Here is a 14,956-nt window from a genome sequence, read left to right as displayed (position 1 = left end):
CGCGCTCCCCTGGCTTCATTCCGGAATCGGAGCGGCGTGATCGCCATCCGCGCGCTTCATGGAACGAGAACGCCACGCCACCCAGATCGGACTCGCGATGAAAATGGACGAATACGCTCCACTCACGAGTCCGATGATGAGCGCGAACGTGAAGTTCCTTATGGAGATACCGCCAAAGAAATAGAGGATGACGGCTGCGATGAGCACGGTGAGAACCGTGCGTATGGAGCGGTTCATCACCTGCCACAAGCTCTTGTTGACGACCGTGCGCAGTTCCTCGACCGTCTCCGGTTTGTCAAGTTTTAAGTTCTCGCGGATACGGTCGAAGATGACGATGGTGTCATTAATGGAGTAACCCACGATCGTCAGAAGCGCAGCCACAAAGGTCAGATCCACCTCGCGGCGAAGCAGCGCAAACGCGGCAAGCACGATGAACGCATCGTGAAGCAGCGCGATGATCCCCGAGATGGCGAAGCGGAATTCAAACCGAATGGCGATGTAAACGACGATGCACGCAGCCGCAGCGAGCACAGCGTACACGGCCTTGCGCGCCGTCTGTTCAGCGACGAACGGATCAACCGAATTGACCTGAATGTCCTGCTTTGCGTCGGGGAAGAAGCGATGCTCGGCAGATTGGATTTCGCTGATTTGCTTCGCCGTGAGCTGCTCGGGCAACGTGACCATCACGACATTCTGCTGAATGCCGCCCACCGTCAGGCTGGTGTCCCCGAGCGGCAACCCGATGGATGCAAACATCTGGCGCACACGCGCGTCGGGCACCCGCTGGTTGAGCTCAAACTGCACCTCAGATCCCGACTTGAAATCCGTGCTCAGGTTGAAGCCAAACAGGGCGAACACGATGATGCCCGCCACTGTGATGGCACCGGATAGCAAAAAGAACCATCGACTTGCTCGGATGATGTCAAACCTTGGCTTCACGGCTCTTCACCACCCCTCTCGGCGCGCCGTACCACCAAGGATTCTTGATCGCCTGCGCCGCTGTGAACGTCAACAACATTGCCCGGGCAAACAAGACGGCCGTCAAAAGGCTCACAATGATGCCGACCATCAGCGCCACGGCGAAACCGCGAACGTCGCCTTCGCCACCAAAGATGTACATGATGAGGCCCGCGATGAAGGTGGTCGCATTCGAATCGACGATGGTGCGAAACGCATTCCGGTTGCCGATGCGAACGGCGGATCGAAGGCTGCGTCCATTTCGCACTTCGTCCTTAATGCGCTCATACGTAATGATATTCGCGTCCACAGCGATACCGACGCCGAGAATGAGGGCCGCGAGCCCCGACAGTGTCAACACGACGTGAAGTCCGGCGAATGTCAGAAGCGTGAGATAGCCGTACGCGACCAACGCGATATCGGCGATGAGACCTGCCATGCGATACGCCGCGATCATAAACGCGAAAATGAGCACCACGGCGATGATGCCTGCGACGAGCGTCCGATGCAGACTGGTGGCTCCGAGCGTCGGGCCAACACTGGTCTCGCTCTCCAGCGTGAGCGGATAGGGAAGGGCACCTGCATTGAGCTCGTTCGCGAGATCCATACACGCTTGAGGCGTGGTCAGGTTGCCTCCCGAAATTTCGCTCTGTCCGGTATACATAACCTGCTCAATGACCGGATTTGTCAACAACTGCCCGTTGAGGAACACGTAAATGGGTTTCTGCAAATACCGCTTGGTGATGCTTGTCCAGAGGCTCGCGTCTTTGAACTCAATGGCGACGGCGTTCTGACCTGTCTGTTGATCGACAACCCAGTGCGCGTTTGACTTGAGATCTGCCCCGGTCGCCAGCGGCGCGCCCACTGGGACAATCTTGCCAGACTTCGGATCCACCTTGGCGCTGCCATAGATGGCGAGCTGTGCGGTGGCCCCAATGACGTTCACAGCTTCCTGCTGGTTCTTCACGCCCGCGACTTCCACGCGAATCTGGTCCTGCCCGAGCTGATTGCGGCCCTCGAGTTGAATGATAGGCGAAGATACGCCGAGCGAGTTGACGCGCATTTCAATTGCGCGCACAAGCGCCGCCTTCCCTGTGCTGTCGAGAGGCTGGCCCTTGGGCGTGTCAACGGCGTACAGCAAATCCACGCCGCCCTTGAGATCCAAACCCAGAGGTATGGATTTCCATATGTTTGGACCCGTGCTGACGGTGAGGCCGAGCACGACCGCCACCATCGCGAGAAACGCCAATAGGCGTCCCCATTTCATGGTATGTCCTCCTTGTCCGCCACTTCCGCGTGCATAACATGAACCAGTATACCGATCGACGTTTTTCGGCGTCAAACGTCTTCACGCGCATCGAGGTTGCCGCGCAGCGCGCCAAGTGTCACGTACGTCATGAAATCGTTCGGCTTCGCCGACAAAATGACGTCCACGAGGCGATAAAGTGACAGGGGTCGCGGCAGCTTTGTCTGGATGTACGCCCAAAACGCCTCCAACTCAATGGAGTCGTATCCCATCAAGCGGAACTCTTCGACCTTCGCTTGACACAGCCACTTTACCTGATCTGCGTAAGGCCGAACGTCTGGATGCATCAATGGATCGTCCACCGGCCATCCCTCCGATGTGTGCCCAATAACAATTCCATCTCGCTCGTGAAAAATCCTGTCTGGACGTAAAAGTGGACTACCGCTATCCAACGCGGCATAGGCAATATCGTAGGCTGCTTGGAGCCATGGACGGGAGGGACAGTCGCCTTGAGCCGCCAAACGTTCCTGCAGGGTGCCCTGGTGCTCATGATGGCTGGCATCGTGACGCGCCTCATGGGATTCGTATACCGTATCGTGCTGACTCGGCTCATTGGAGCCGAGGCCATGGGCTTGTTTCAGATTGTCTTTCCCATTTTGGGCCTTGCACTCACGTTCGTGACGATGGGGTTTCCGCTCGCCATCGCGAAGCTGGTGGCAGAAGCGGTCGCCAAGCGGGACTCGCATCGCGTTCGCCGCGTGATGCGCATCTCGTCGGCATGCGTGCTGGCGTCTGCCGGGCTCTGCATGGGTCTCATGTACGCGTGTCGCCATCTCGTCGCGCAATACTGGCTTACAGACCCTCGTGCGTACCCCACCTACCTCGCCATGATTCCTGTGGTGGGCGTGATTGCAGTGGCCAGCCTGTACCGCGGTTACTTCCAAGGCATCCAGGACATGACGCCGACCGCCTGGGCGTCCATTCTGGAGCAGTCCGTGCGAATCATCAGCATATGGGGCTTGGCCGCGTATTTCGTACGATTCTCATTGGCGTACGCTGCTATGGCGGCGATGATTGGGATGGTGCTGGGCGAGCTTTCCGGCCTCCTGTTTTTGATTTGGCAACAGCGGCGGCGCGCGCGCATGAATCAGGTCGTGCCGGAACCTGCCTATGCGCGCACGTCGGAACCTCTGCGTGCCACGCTGCGCGCCATCACCCAGCTGTCGCTGCCCGTCACGGCCAGCCGCCTCATATGGTCGCTCTTGTCAGCCGCAGAGCCCATCCTCGTCCTGCGCGCGTTGGGCCTGGCCGGAGTGCCGCTCAAGGAGGCCACAGCGTTATACGGAGCGTACTCAGGCATGGCCATCCCACTGCTGGTATTCCCCACCGTCGTCACGTCCTCGCTTGCGACAAATCTGGTTCCAGCCGTGGCGGAGGCTCAAACTTCCGGAAACGTGGAGCGCATTCGCCATCGCCTTTCGCAGAGCATCACGGTCACCGCGATGGTCGCGTTCCCCGCATCCGTCGTCTTCACGTTTTTCGCGGCGCCTCTTACGCGCGCGATTTACGGGGACGCCCACGTGGGGCCCATGTTGGCAATCATGGCGCCCTTTGTATTCATGCTCTGCCTTCAATCTCCGCTGACGGGCATTTTGCAGGGACTGAATCGAGCAGGCACGGCCATGATCAACTCGATTGTGGGCGGCGTCGCGCGGCTGATGGTCATCCTCGTCCTGGCGACACGCCCGTCACTGGGCATCCTCGGCGTGAGCATTGCCACGGCATTTTCCTTTGCGCTGACCGCCCTGCTGCACCTGGTGGCGGTCGTCAGGGAGATTGGCTTTCAAATGCGTACGTCCTCCGTGGTGCGCATTGGCGTCGCGTCCGCAGCCATGCTCGCGTACATGCTCCTCATCACGTTTCGATCCGGCAGTTCTCTGTCCGGGTCAAGGCTTGTGCTCGCGCTCGTGGGCGGCATGATCCTGTATTTCGCGCTGCTCTGCTCCTTCCGCGTGCTCACCTCTTACGCGGTCGGCCGCGTGCCCAAGGTGGGTCCGTGGCTCGCCGCGATCGTCCGTCATCTTCCTTTTGCCGTCTGATGCTGCGGAAGCGTCCATTTCGTCGATCCACCATTCCCCGAGCCCGTTGACGCGCGCGTAAAAGACGCGGGCCAGGTCGTGGCCGCGAAGGCGAAGTTGTTCGCAGAGCCACGACTCGTCTCGCCCAAGTCGCTCGAGCGCGCTTCGGACGGGCTTGCCGTCCACCACGACGGTGACCGCCGGACCGCTGTCTTCGGCGCGAATGCCGAGATCGCGCGCCGTCAGAGGGCGGACTTCAGGCTTCGGCACGACGCTCAACTGGCCGGACGTCTCCAGGATGGCGAATTCCACGTCCGCCACATCCGCATAGCCCTGCTCTCGTAATTGGGTCAGCAAATCGTGAACCGTGTACCGAATGCGCCGCATCTCTCGATCGCAGATTTGCCCATGCGCGATGAGGACAGAGGGCTCACCCTCTATCCAATGGCGAAAGCGGTGACTTTTCATCTGAAGAAAGGCGACGGCGAGCTGAAAGAACACGAGCGATCCAATGGAAACCGCTGCCTCCCAGATCGGCACACGCCGGTCCTCCATGGGCAGGGTGGAGAGCTCTGCGATCATGATGGATACGACGAGATCGAACACCGAAAGTTGGCCGATCTCGCGCTTGCCCATGATGCGCAACGCCACCATCACCATCAGGTAGAGGACGAAGGCGCGCAGCGGAAACTGCCACAGGGGAATGTGCGGCATGAAAAGAAGCCCCTCCTCACTTTGGCATTATGCCCTGAGAAGAGGCTGCTCCATGCCACCTACACGGTGTGCGACGGGGATTCGAACTCGCGTTTGTACAGCGGGTCGTGAAGTCTCGCAAAGAGTTCTTCGATGCGGTTGAAAAGATCCGCCCCGTCCTGAACGTCGTCGTAGACTTCCCGACCGCAGGCCACGCGAACCGACAGCGCATGTTCTCCGACGTGAAACGTGTGCTGCTCAATGACCTGCGTGACGCGACGGCAGATGCCCGCGAGTTCAAGCTCCGTCACGTTGGGGATGACGATGAGCATCTCGTCCCCGCCATACCGGCAGGCGAGTTCAGAATGTCGCAGAACTTGACGGATGACGACTCCGGCTTGGCGCAGCACCTCGTCGCCAGCTTCAAATCCATAGGAGGCATTGATCTCACTGAAGCGGACGAGATCGAGGCAGATGACGCCCCAGCATGTGGTACCGTGCGCCATCTCGTCGCGCACGCGGATGTTCACAAAGTGGTGCGTGTACAGGCTGGTCAAGGGGTCGACGAACAGTTGGGTATCGAATTCAGGCGCGTACATGGCGGTGCGATTTCGTCCGCGCTGTTTGGCGCCCCAATACATTGCGCTGTCCGCCTTGACGAGCAGATCGCGATCCGACTCGCTGTGGTCTGGATAGGTTGCCATACCGATGCTGACTGTGATGCCTTGAAGATGATACCCTTCGAAATCCACCGCGAGCTTGGAAACGTCCTGGCGTATGGCCTCCGCACGCTCGTAAGCCTCATGAGCGCTCGCCCACAGCAGTATGGCGAACTCTTCTCCGCCGTAACGCGCCGCAATGCCATCAGGCGCGGCGTGGCGCTCCAAGATACGACCGACCTCGCGCAGCACGACATCTCCCGCGAGGTGACCGTAGGTATCATTGAATCGCTTGAAGAAATCCACATCGACAATCAGCACGGAAACAGGCCGGTTCTCGCGCAGAGACGCCTGCACGCGACAAGACAACTCCTCGTAGAAGTAACGGTAATTCAAGAGCCCTGTCGCTTCATCGCGGAAGGAGCGGTCCTGTAATTCCTGATACAACTTGGCGTTCTCGAGCAGCACTGAAACCTGGTTTGCCAAGGCGTCCATGTACTCGTGAATGTGGTTGAAGGCCTTCGGACGCCTGGCGTAGCAAACGATGGCACCGTGCGCCTTTTGATGAGCGTGCATTGGAAAAATGGCCATGCTCAAAAACGTGGATATCTCGCCGAAATAGCGCACACGCGAATCTTTGCGCACGTCCGGGACAATGACGTGATCGCGCTGGTGAATGGTCTTCCAGATAACTCCGCCCTCCGACTCGGGCCAACCTTCCATCGAGAACTCGGCCTCGTACGCCCGCGGGTAGACAGCGGCGGGGACAAGGCAACCGCGACCGTCGATGACAAACATGGCGACGCAATCAGCCAACGTCATTCTCCTGGCGAGGTGGGCCGCTTCGAGCGCAATCTGCCTCATGTCAAACTCGGTCGCCAGGTTGGCGAGTGACTCGTGAATCTCCTGCAAGTCCATGGCCTGGCGATGAGAGCGAAGCATATACGCCAGCATGAGAAGCGGCAGCACCATGATGGGTGCCAGCCAGGCGCTGGTTGAATAAAGCATGACCACGAGGAGAGAAAAGGGAATGCAGAGCGCCAGGTTGATGAGGTCTGTCAGGAGAGCGGCCCAAACGGCCGACCCAAGAAAGGCACCCCGCAACCACTGGATGACCTGAACGAACGCGTGATTGATGACCAAAAACACAGCTGCCGACAGGACCAGAGCGCCTACGGCGAGTGCGTCAATGCGGGTCAACGGCAGGGAGACAAGCCGATGAAGGAACCACCACATGGCGAGCGTGGAGAGCGCGTACTGCCCCGCATTGAAAAACAGCGTCTCCAAGTCCCAGTGGCGCCGAAGCGCCGGCACAAAGGCCGCGGCAATGGCGCACAGCATCGCCTCTTCGCGCCCGTTCAGCGTCACATACGAAAACAAAACCGCAGGCGTCAAGCTGGCCGAGCCCAACCGCAGCGGCACTGGCAGCGCCTCCACCAAGCATGCGAGGACCAGCATGGCGATGAAGAACCAGATATTCGCAGACCGGAGCTCCGGGATCCCGAAGAGCGCCATGCCGCACCCGAAGATTCCGACCATAAGACTGTACACGGTTTGTCGCTTGAGCGGTATGCCTTCCGCCATACCGACACCCCCACCCCAACCCGCGCCCGTTCGAATTCTTCAAGTTTCCAGTATAAACAGTTCATATCTCATCGGACAAGATCATAATTGCAGTTCTCGCCGAATATCTTGTAGAGAAACTTGTACCAGGAGTGATGCGCCGTGTCGAGATCGAACGAAGACCATCGATTCGACGTGCTACGCGCTATCCCTGTCGTATACGGCATCGTCTGGAGCCTGTGCATCGCGCTGTGCGGCACGCTTGTGGTTTTCCTGATGGCGCACTACGGCGAATGGAGCCCCGAGCGTATCACGGCGGCCGCGTACATCATCCACTGTCTGGCGGTGCTGTTCGGCGCCATCGCCGCCGCGCGCCAGGGACGAGAGCACGGATGGTTTCACGGAGGCGCCACCGGCCTCCTATACGCCGTCCTCATGGTTGTCATCGGCCTCTTCGTCGACAACACGTTTACCTTTGACGCAAGCGGGCTCTTTCGTATCCTGCTCATGTCGGTCATCGGCGCGTTTGGAGGCGTGATGGGCGGCGCATGGCGTCGCGCGTGACGCACCGCGGAATGCGGGAGGCCGATGTGGCGAAGCCACGGGAACGACCTCCCCATCCGAGCCGATCAGGCCCCTCCGTGCTCCTTGCGGTGTTCCTCGAACTCGCGCTCCGCTTCAGAACCAACATCGTGGAATTCGTCCGTCGGCTCTCCGTCGTGGTCAACGTGGTCGTCCAGCGGCTCGTCGCTTTCCTCAACATCCTCGCCGTGATCGAGCGCAGGGCCCTCCTCCACGACGCGCACAATGGCTCGCTGGTCCATCTCCACTTCCACGCCATCCGCGATTCGAACAAGGGCAATATCGCCCTGCATCTGGACGATCTCGCCGTACAGTCCCGCGGCCGTCATCACGCGCGCACCCGGGCCCAGTTTCTTCATCATCTCGGCACGGCTCTTCTGCTGGCGCCGCTGGGGCAACAGGATGAGCACGTAAAACACCACAATCAGGAGAATTAAAAACAGAATGCTGCTGCTACCCTTCAAACTCACACGTCCTCTCGCTCGGATGTATAACCGTACCTATCGTAGAATTCGCGCTTGAACGCCAAAAACCTGTCCTCTTCAATGGACTTTCTGATTTCCTTCATCAGGTTGAGCAAAAAGTGCACGTTATGATACGTGGTGAGCCGCACGCCGAGAATTTCTTCTGCCTTCAGAAGGTGCCTGATGTACGCCCGGGAAAACGTCCGGCACACCCGACACGAACACGACGGGTCCATCGGCAGAAAGTCGTCCCGGTACTGAGCGTGCTTCATCACCATCTTGCCGGTCGACGTAAACACGGTTCCATTGCGCGCGATGCGCGTGGGGAGTACGCAGTCAAACATGTCCACGCCTCGCTCCACGCCCTCAAACAGGTCGTCCGGGCTGCCCACGCCCATCAGGTACCTCGGCTTGCCCTCCGGCAAGCATGGCGCAATATGTGCCAGAATCTCGTACATGAGCGGCTTTGGCTCTCCCACGCTGAGCCCACCAATCGCGTAGCCGGGGAGATCAAGCTCCACCAACGCGTCCACAGCCTCCCGCCGGAGATCCAGGTGCTCTCCCCCTTGCACAATCCCAAACAGCGCCTGCTCTTCCGGGCGCGCGTGCGCCTCCTTGCACCGTTTCGCCCAGGCCAAGGTGCGCCGAAGCGATGTCTCGAGATACGATCTCGACGCACCGTAGGGCGGACACTCGTCGAGCTGCATGATGATGTCCGCGCCAAGCGCGTTTTCAATTCCCATGACCGTCTCCGGCGAAAAGAAGCGCGGGCTGCCGTCGATGTGAGAACGAAACTGCACGCCCTCGTCCGTGATCTTGCGCAGGCTCGCCAGGCTAAACACCTGAAACCCACCGCTGTCCGTAAGGATGGCGCCCTGCCACTGCATGAATCCATGCAGCCCTCCGGCGCGCCGCACGATGTCTTCGCCCGGGCGAAGGTGGAGGTGATACGTGTTCGCCAGAATGATTCCCGCGCCGAGTTCCTCCAGCTCCCATGGCGCCATCGTCTTGACGGTGGCCTGCGTGCCAACCGGCATAAACACCGGTGTGTCGATCACGCCATGTGGCGTGTGCAACCGCCCCCTCCGCGCCTCCGTGCGGGAGCATCGCGTAAGCAGTTCATACCTCACGGGGAATGGCAACGTCCGCCCTCCTCTTGATGAACATCGCGTCGCCGAAGCTGAAGAACCGATATTCGCGCTTCACAGCCTCGCGATACACGGCCTTTGCGTAATCCGTTCCCATGATGGCGCACACCAGCATAAACAGGGTTGACTTGGGCAGATGGAAGTTCGTGATGAGCCCGTCCATGATGCGAAACTCAAATCCCGGGTAAATGAAGATGTCCGTCTCGCCCTGCCTCGCCTCCAGCGCGCCCGACCGACCCGCCGCTTCGATCGTACGAAGCGCCGTGGTACCCACTGCGATAACCGGCCGTCCTTCCGACTTGGCCCGATTGACCATCTCCGCCGTCTCCGGACTCACTTCGTACCATTCGCTGTGCATATGATGTTCTTCCACGTTCTCTACCTGCACAGGCCGAAAGGTGCCGATCCCCACGTGCAGGGTGACGTGGCACAACTGCACGCCCTTGCCCCGAAGCCTGTCCAGCAGTCGCTCCGTGAAGTGGAGTCCCGCCGTGGGCGCCGCAACGGATCCCAGCCGCTTCGCATAGACCGTCTGGTACCGCTCCTGGTCCTCCAGCTTTCCATGAATGTAGGGTGGCAGCGGCATCTCGCCCAAGCGATGCGCCACGTCGATCACGGATTCATCCGTGTGGAACCGCACGAGACGAATGCCCTCGTCTTCCTCGCCCACCACCTCCAACTCGACGCGTCCGCCGCCTTCGCCGACGACCAGCCGATGGCCTGCGCGAAGACGCTTCGCCGGGCGGGCCAGACACTGCCAGGTGTTCGGTTGATTGTCCACTGGGCGGACGAGCAACAGCTCGACTTGGCCGCCCGTGTCGGGTTTGACGGCGTACAGCCGGGCCGGTAGGACGCGGGAGTCGTTCATCACCAGGACGTCTCCCGGATTCAGTTCCTCTTCGATCTCGGCAAAGATGCGATGCCGAACCACTCGATCCACAGGGTCGACCACGAGGAGCCGGGATTGGTCGCGCTCAGGCAGCGGCTCTTGCGCAATCAGATGTTCAGGAAGTTCGTAATCGAAATCTTCGACGCGCATGTACATTCCTCCAGAAACACAAGGTGGTTCATGCCAAAAAAGCTGCCCCGGCTTACCGGGGCAGCCCGTTTCGTCTCATGAATGCAGAGCCGCGGTTGGCAGCGGGCGATGTCGTTAGGACGAACGAGCATCACCCATTATACCGAGGCTCGCTGCGCGAATTCAAAGACTGATTCAACGCCGCTTGCACAATACTCGCGACTTCGTCGTAATTGCCGGTGTTCAGACCTTGAAGTGCCGTGTCGAGATCGTGCGCCTGCGCGACCACGGTCTGGACGTTCGCCGACGACAGATCCTTCAGATGCACGCGCACGCCCACCTCTTGGGCGAGGAGATAGCTCGCGTACTGCGCGGGTGCCACATGGTTCGCGACCGCCTGGTTCCACACGCTCGGCGACAGCGCCATGCTGTAGACATTGCCTTCCCCTCGTGTGGCACCCTGAACGGCGCTCGCCACAGCCTGAGTCATCAGAGAACCTGAGTCACCGCCGTCCAATGAGGTACTGGCCACCACGACGCTGTCATTTCTCGGCATCTGTCCCTCGGCGGCGAGCTCACGTACGAGCGATCTCACCGCTTGCGCGAGCGGCTCGCCCTTCACAGGCACGCGCGCAAGAACTTCCTGACCCACCGCGTTGTACGCGGTTGCGGAGACAACGCGCATGTTTCGGTCAACCGCGAGACTCCACTCGGCGTTGGCGTCGACTGAGACGAGCGCGTGGGGGCGCGAACCCCAGCCGGCCACCGCGAGGGCGCCTCCCCCCAGCGCGGCGCAGAGGGCGCAGGCTGCGGCGGCTCCGAGCGCCACGCGGCGCCTGACCCAAGCGCGCATCCAACCGCCGCGGACCTGCCGAGCGCTGATGTCGATCACGTCGCCGACCGACATACTAGGCCTCGCGGCCATTTCCATAAACGCCCCGTCGTCCGTGAGCACCAGGGCGCGCTCGCCCCGGAGCTCCACCACGACGGCGCGACCCCGGACTCGCACACTCATGACGTCAATCCCCTTCCGCGCTGAGAAGAAACGACTTCAGCATGGGAAAGTCACCGGACAGCAAGAGAACCATGGCAAGGATGTACTTCCGCTGGCGTTCGAGCGTCTTGCGCGATACGCACACCCGCTCCTCCACCTGTCTGAGGGGCAGTGCCTTTCGGCGACGCACATACGACACGAGCTCCGGATCGGAAGCGATGGCATGGGCGCACACGAGCGCGTTTTTGCGCGCGTCCTCGTGCTTGGGCGATAGCTCGACCAGCTCCCTGAAGGATAACCCGAACTCCTCCAGACGACGCGCATACTCCTCGATCTCATACGCCCTCATGGTGGCCTCTTCGCGCCGCTTGTGTTCCGCGATGGACGACGCTACCTCGACCCAGTTCGAGACGTGATCCTCGTCGTCCACCTGGTCAAACTCGCTCCACGGGCGCAGTCGCGCGCGATGCTGTCTCTGCGCGCGAAAGAAGTCGACGAGGCGCCGGCGGATGACCGTCTCGGCGAATGTCAGAAACGAAGCGGCGCGCTCGTCCTGATACCGATCGATGGCCTCGTTGAACGCCGCCAGCGAAACGCTGTACTCGTCGTCCGCATGGGGGTCGATGTACCGCTTGGCCGTTTGCGACGCAATACGCAGAATAAAGGGTATGTACAGAGCGATGAGCTCGTTGCGCGCGTGCGCATTTCCTGCTTTCGCGCTCTGGAGCAGGCGGGCCAACTCGTTTCGTTCGTCCAGCGACCTTCCGCGAAACGGGAGAACGCCCACGCTCCCACCTCACCTCATGAATTCGTGATCGGTCCGGCGTTTTCGGGGGTGCCCGAGTTTCACCCCGCGCTTCTGTCCAGTGCCGCCATCAAGGCGACGGCACGGCGCGCCCGAGGTGGCGATAGGCAGACGGCATCACGACGCGCCCGCGCGGCGTGCGCTTCAAGAAGCCGATTTGCAACAAGTACGGTTCGTACACGTCCTCGAGCGTCGACGGTTCCTCGCCCACGGCGGCCGCAAGCGTGTCGAGCCCCACAGGGCCTCCTCCGAACTTGTCCATCGCGGCCTCCAGGATCCGCTTGTCGATGGCGTCGAGTCCCAGGGGATCGACGTGCAGTTGCGCAAGCGCCTCGGCGGCCTTCGCCGCGTCGATCTCCGGCCAGCCTGCGACCTGCGCAATATCGCGCACCCGCTTGAGCAGCCGATTCGCGATGCGCGGCGTGCCCCGCGCTCGGCGCGCGATTTCAGCGCATCCGTCCTCTGAGATGGCCAGCTGTAGAATCCGCGCATTGCGCCTGACGATCTCGGCGAGTTCGCGAACCGGGTAGTAATCCAGGTGCAGCATCACGCCGAACCGATCTCGCAGGGGGTGCGACAGAAGCCCCGCCCTGGTCGTGGCGCCGATGAGCGTGAACGGGGGGAGGTCGAGCCTCACGGAGCGGGCGCTCGGGCCCTTGCCGATGACGATATCGATTGCGAAGTCCTCCATGGCCGGGTACAGGACTTCTTCCACGCTCGGCGACAGCCGATGAATTTCGTCGATGAACAGCACGTCGCCCGGCTGCAGATTCGTCAGGATGGCGGCGAGATCGCCGGCGCGCTCAATAGCCGGACCGGAGGTCACGCGGATTTGGACGCCGAGCTCGTTCGCGATGATCATCGCGAGGGACGTCTTGCCGAGGCCGGGCGGGCCATACAACAGGACGTGATCCAGCGGCTCTCCGCGCTCTTTAGCCGCCTGGATGAAGATCCGGAGGTTTTCCACGACCGTCCGCTGGCCGATGTAATCGTCGAGAAAACGGGGCCGAATGGTGTCCAACTGCGCGTCCTCGCGCATCCACTCGGCAGAAATCAGTCGCTCGTCCATCCGTCCACCTCCTCATCCCTCGCTACGGCTGCGACAGCGGCTCGGTTCTGGCATCGCGCGCATACAGATATGTGAGCGCCGCCTTGATGGTGTCCTCGACGGATGCATGCCCTCTGCCGGCCGCGGCAACCGCCTCTTCTGCTTCGCGAGGCCTGTAACCGAGGGCCATGAGCGCCGACACGGCGTCGTCCGCCGCCGAACGCTCCGAATCAGACGATCGCAGGGGAGCGTGCAGCGCGGAGGGCGCCAAGTCGTCGAGCTTCTCCCGCAGTTCCACAATCAGACGGCTGGCGAGTTTGCGGCCGATGCCGGGCAGGCGGCTCAGTCCATCCACGTCTTCCCCGAGGATGGCCGCGACGATCTCGCCCACGCCTGCGGCGCCGATGGCCTGAAGCGCCAGCTTGGGGCCAATGCCAGAGACCGCCACCAGGCGTTCAAACAGAGCCCGCTCCTCCACGGTCTCGAATCCGTACAGCGCCCAGCCGTCCTCGCGCACGTGATGGTGTGTATACAAGAATGCGGAATCTCCGAGGTTCAGCGCCGCCTGGGTGCGGTCGCACACGTGCACGCGGTAGCCCACATCTCGCACGTCGAGATCCACATAGCCCGGGCCGAGAAACGCCACGCGTCCCCGCAGGAATGCGATCACTGAAAACGCCCCCGTTCCCATACCCAGCCCGTACGTTTGTGCGCAGTGATTCTTGCTTCCAGCTCGCCGATGCGCCCTGTGTGCGCATGTGCGATGGCGACCGCCAGCGCGTCAGCCGCGTCGTCGGGCTTCGGCACATTCGTCAACCGCAAAAGGAGTCTCACCATCTCTTGAACCTGCCGTTTGTCCGCGCGCCCATAGCCCGTGACCGCCTGTTTGACTTGCATCGGCGTGTATTCCATCACGGCGAGCCCCGCTTCCGCGCCCGCCAAGAGCGCCACACCGCGCGCCTGGCCAACTGTGAAGGCCGTCGTCGCATTGCGACTGAAGAACAGTTCCTCCACCACCATGACCCCGGGTCGATACGTTCGGCAGAGCTCCGTCAACTGTTGAAAGATATGTCGAAGCCTTTCTGGCAAAGGCGTATCCGCGCTCGTCTCGATACAGCCGTGCGCCACATGGTAAAGCGAATCGCCCGAGCCTCGCTCAAGGATGCCGTATCCCAGCCGGGCCAAGCCCGGATCCACGCCAAGGATGCGCAAGGACTCCACGTTCGTCCCCCTCGATATTGACATTCGCCACAGGCCTCTGAAACTCCTACCTATACAGATATGGAAAATAGAAGGGCACGAGAAGAAAAGGGCGACCGCTGAATTACACCGAGCGATCGCCCGGAATTCGCCCGCCGGGATCGCGCAAGTAGACGGGCGCGAGGAAGTAGCAACTGAGAGGAATGTCAAGTCGCCATGCGGGCCTCGATCCCGCGAACGCCACCACCGCATCGTCGTCCACCCGCCGCCGCTCGAGCACACAACCGCCCGCGTCCGTCTCGTTGACGAGAATCACGCGTCGGGCCGGATGGTGGAGGCGGTGATGCGGTCCGAAATCCGTGCTCGCCGACGCCGACACGCGCGCATCCGCCGGTGCGCCCCAGGCCAGCCAGGCGCAGGCCGACAAGATGGCGATCGCGCCGCGAAAGCCGCCCTTTCGCATTGTCATCTGAACCTGCCTCCCGTCTCACCGAGAAGGTT

Annotated in this window: 15 protein-coding genes and 1 pseudogene; 2 read left to right on the top strand and 14 right to left on the bottom strand. The window is 61.2% G+C overall.

Annotated features, from left to right (window positions below; all coding sequences use genetic code 11):
• Positions 1–15 precede the first annotated feature (15 nt).
• The 3 genes from secF to AMA01_RS00965 form a co-directional block, all read right to left on the bottom strand.
• Positions 16–939 carry a protein translocase subunit SecF gene (secF, locus tag AMA01_RS00975; RefSeq protein ID WP_067845923.1) on the bottom strand — a complete coding sequence of 308 codons (924 nt, stop codon included), beginning with the start codon at positions 937–939 and terminating at the stop codon, positions 16–18.
• Positions 923–2,224 (bottom strand): protein translocase subunit SecD, encoded by a 1,302-nt coding sequence (gene secD, locus AMA01_RS00970; RefSeq protein WP_067845918.1) that lies wholly within the window; start codon positions 2,222–2,224, stop codon positions 923–925. The genes secF and secD overlap by 17 nt, the downstream gene beginning before the upstream one ends.
• 71 nt (positions 2,225–2,295) lie before the next feature.
• On the bottom strand, positions 2,296–2,565 hold the full coding sequence (locus AMA01_RS00965) for a post-transcriptional regulator (RefSeq protein WP_067845915.1): 270 nt from the start codon (positions 2,563–2,565) through the stop codon (positions 2,296–2,298).
• Positions 2,566–2,712: 147 nt separating this feature from the next.
• Between AMA01_RS00965 and spoVB the strand changes: the two genes are divergently transcribed.
• Entirely contained in the window at positions 2,713–4,302 is a 1,590-nt protein-coding gene (gene spoVB, locus AMA01_RS00960) for a stage V sporulation protein B (RefSeq protein WP_067845913.1), read from the top strand.
• Between the two features lie 60 nt (positions 4,303–4,362).
• Here spoVB and AMA01_RS14175 read toward each other — a convergent pair.
• Together AMA01_RS14175 and AMA01_RS00955 are read right to left on the bottom strand one after the other, a co-directional pair.
• Positions 4,363–4,749 (bottom strand): annotated as a pseudogene (locus AMA01_RS14175) (DUF421 domain-containing protein); the annotation flags it as partial.
• 305 nt (positions 4,750–5,054) lie between these two features.
• On the bottom strand, positions 5,055–7,217 hold the full coding sequence (locus AMA01_RS00955) for a sensor domain-containing diguanylate cyclase (protein WP_067845911.1): 2,163 nt from the start codon (positions 7,215–7,217) through the stop codon (positions 5,055–5,057).
• A gap of 141 nt (positions 7,218–7,358) precedes the next feature.
• Here AMA01_RS00955 and AMA01_RS00950 point away from each other — a divergent pair, with 141 nt between their 5' ends.
• Entirely contained in the window at positions 7,359–7,760 is a 402-nt protein-coding gene (locus tag AMA01_RS00950) for a TIGR04086 family membrane protein (protein ID WP_067845908.1), read from the top strand.
• Between the two features lie 65 nt (positions 7,761–7,825).
• On the opposite strand, the gene yajC is transcribed toward AMA01_RS00950, so the two are convergent.
• The 9 genes from yajC to AMA01_RS00905 all read right to left on the bottom strand — a co-directional run bounded on the left by yajC (position 7,826) and on the right by AMA01_RS00905 (position 14,924).
• Complete coding sequence (gene yajC / locus AMA01_RS00945) at positions 7,826–8,248, bottom strand: preprotein translocase subunit YajC (protein ID WP_231862761.1); 423 nt, start codon at positions 8,246–8,248, stop codon at positions 7,826–7,828.
• Positions 8,245–9,384, bottom strand: a complete 1,140-nt coding sequence (gene tgt / locus AMA01_RS00940; RefSeq protein WP_067845902.1) for a tRNA guanosine(34) transglycosylase Tgt — start codon at positions 9,382–9,384, stop codon at positions 8,245–8,247. Before tgt ends, yajC begins: the two co-directional genes overlap by 4 nt.
• Positions 9,362–10,429 (bottom strand): tRNA preQ1(34) S-adenosylmethionine ribosyltransferase-isomerase QueA, encoded by a 1,068-nt coding sequence (gene queA / locus AMA01_RS00935; protein ID WP_067846120.1) that lies wholly within the window; start codon positions 10,427–10,429, stop codon positions 9,362–9,364. Before queA ends, tgt begins: the two co-directional genes overlap by 23 nt.
• Positions 10,430–10,559: 130 nt before the next feature.
• Positions 10,560–11,423 (bottom strand): anti-sigma factor domain-containing protein, encoded by an 864-nt coding sequence (locus AMA01_RS00930; RefSeq protein ID WP_067845899.1) that lies wholly within the window; start codon positions 11,421–11,423, stop codon positions 10,560–10,562.
• Positions 11,424–11,427: 4 nt separating this feature from the next.
• On the bottom strand, positions 11,428–12,189 hold the full coding sequence (gene sigI, locus AMA01_RS00925) for an RNA polymerase sigma factor SigI (protein ID WP_067845896.1): 762 nt from the start codon (positions 12,187–12,189) through the stop codon (positions 11,428–11,430).
• 88 nt (positions 12,190–12,277) lie between these two features.
• Positions 12,278–13,276, bottom strand: coding sequence for a Holliday junction branch migration DNA helicase RuvB (gene ruvB, locus AMA01_RS00920; protein WP_067845893.1), 999 nt, complete (start codon positions 13,274–13,276; stop codon positions 12,278–12,280).
• A 22-nt stretch (positions 13,277–13,298) separates the two neighbouring features.
• Entirely contained in the window at positions 13,299–13,925 is a 627-nt protein-coding gene (gene ruvA, locus AMA01_RS00915; protein WP_067845891.1) for a Holliday junction branch migration protein RuvA, read from the bottom strand.
• Positions 13,922–14,476, bottom strand: a complete 555-nt coding sequence (gene ruvC, locus AMA01_RS00910) for a crossover junction endodeoxyribonuclease RuvC (protein ID WP_082743842.1) — start codon at positions 14,474–14,476, stop codon at positions 13,922–13,924. The genes ruvA and ruvC overlap by 4 nt, the downstream gene beginning before the upstream one ends.
• 103 nt (positions 14,477–14,579) lie before the next feature.
• The gene (locus tag AMA01_RS00905) at positions 14,580–14,924 is read right to left on the bottom strand and encodes a hypothetical protein (protein WP_067845885.1); all 345 of its coding nucleotides are present in this window, start codon (positions 14,922–14,924) and stop codon (positions 14,580–14,582) included.
• Positions 14,925–14,956 lie beyond the last annotated feature (32 nt).

The organism is Alicyclobacillus mali NBRC 102425 (genome assembly GCF_001570745.1).
GTDB classification, from domain to species: Bacteria; Bacillota; Bacilli; order Alicyclobacillales; family Alicyclobacillaceae; genus Alicyclobacillus; species Alicyclobacillus mali.
The sequence above is the reverse complement of the archived record's forward strand: the minus strand, read 5'-3'. Positions and strand labels throughout refer to the sequence as shown.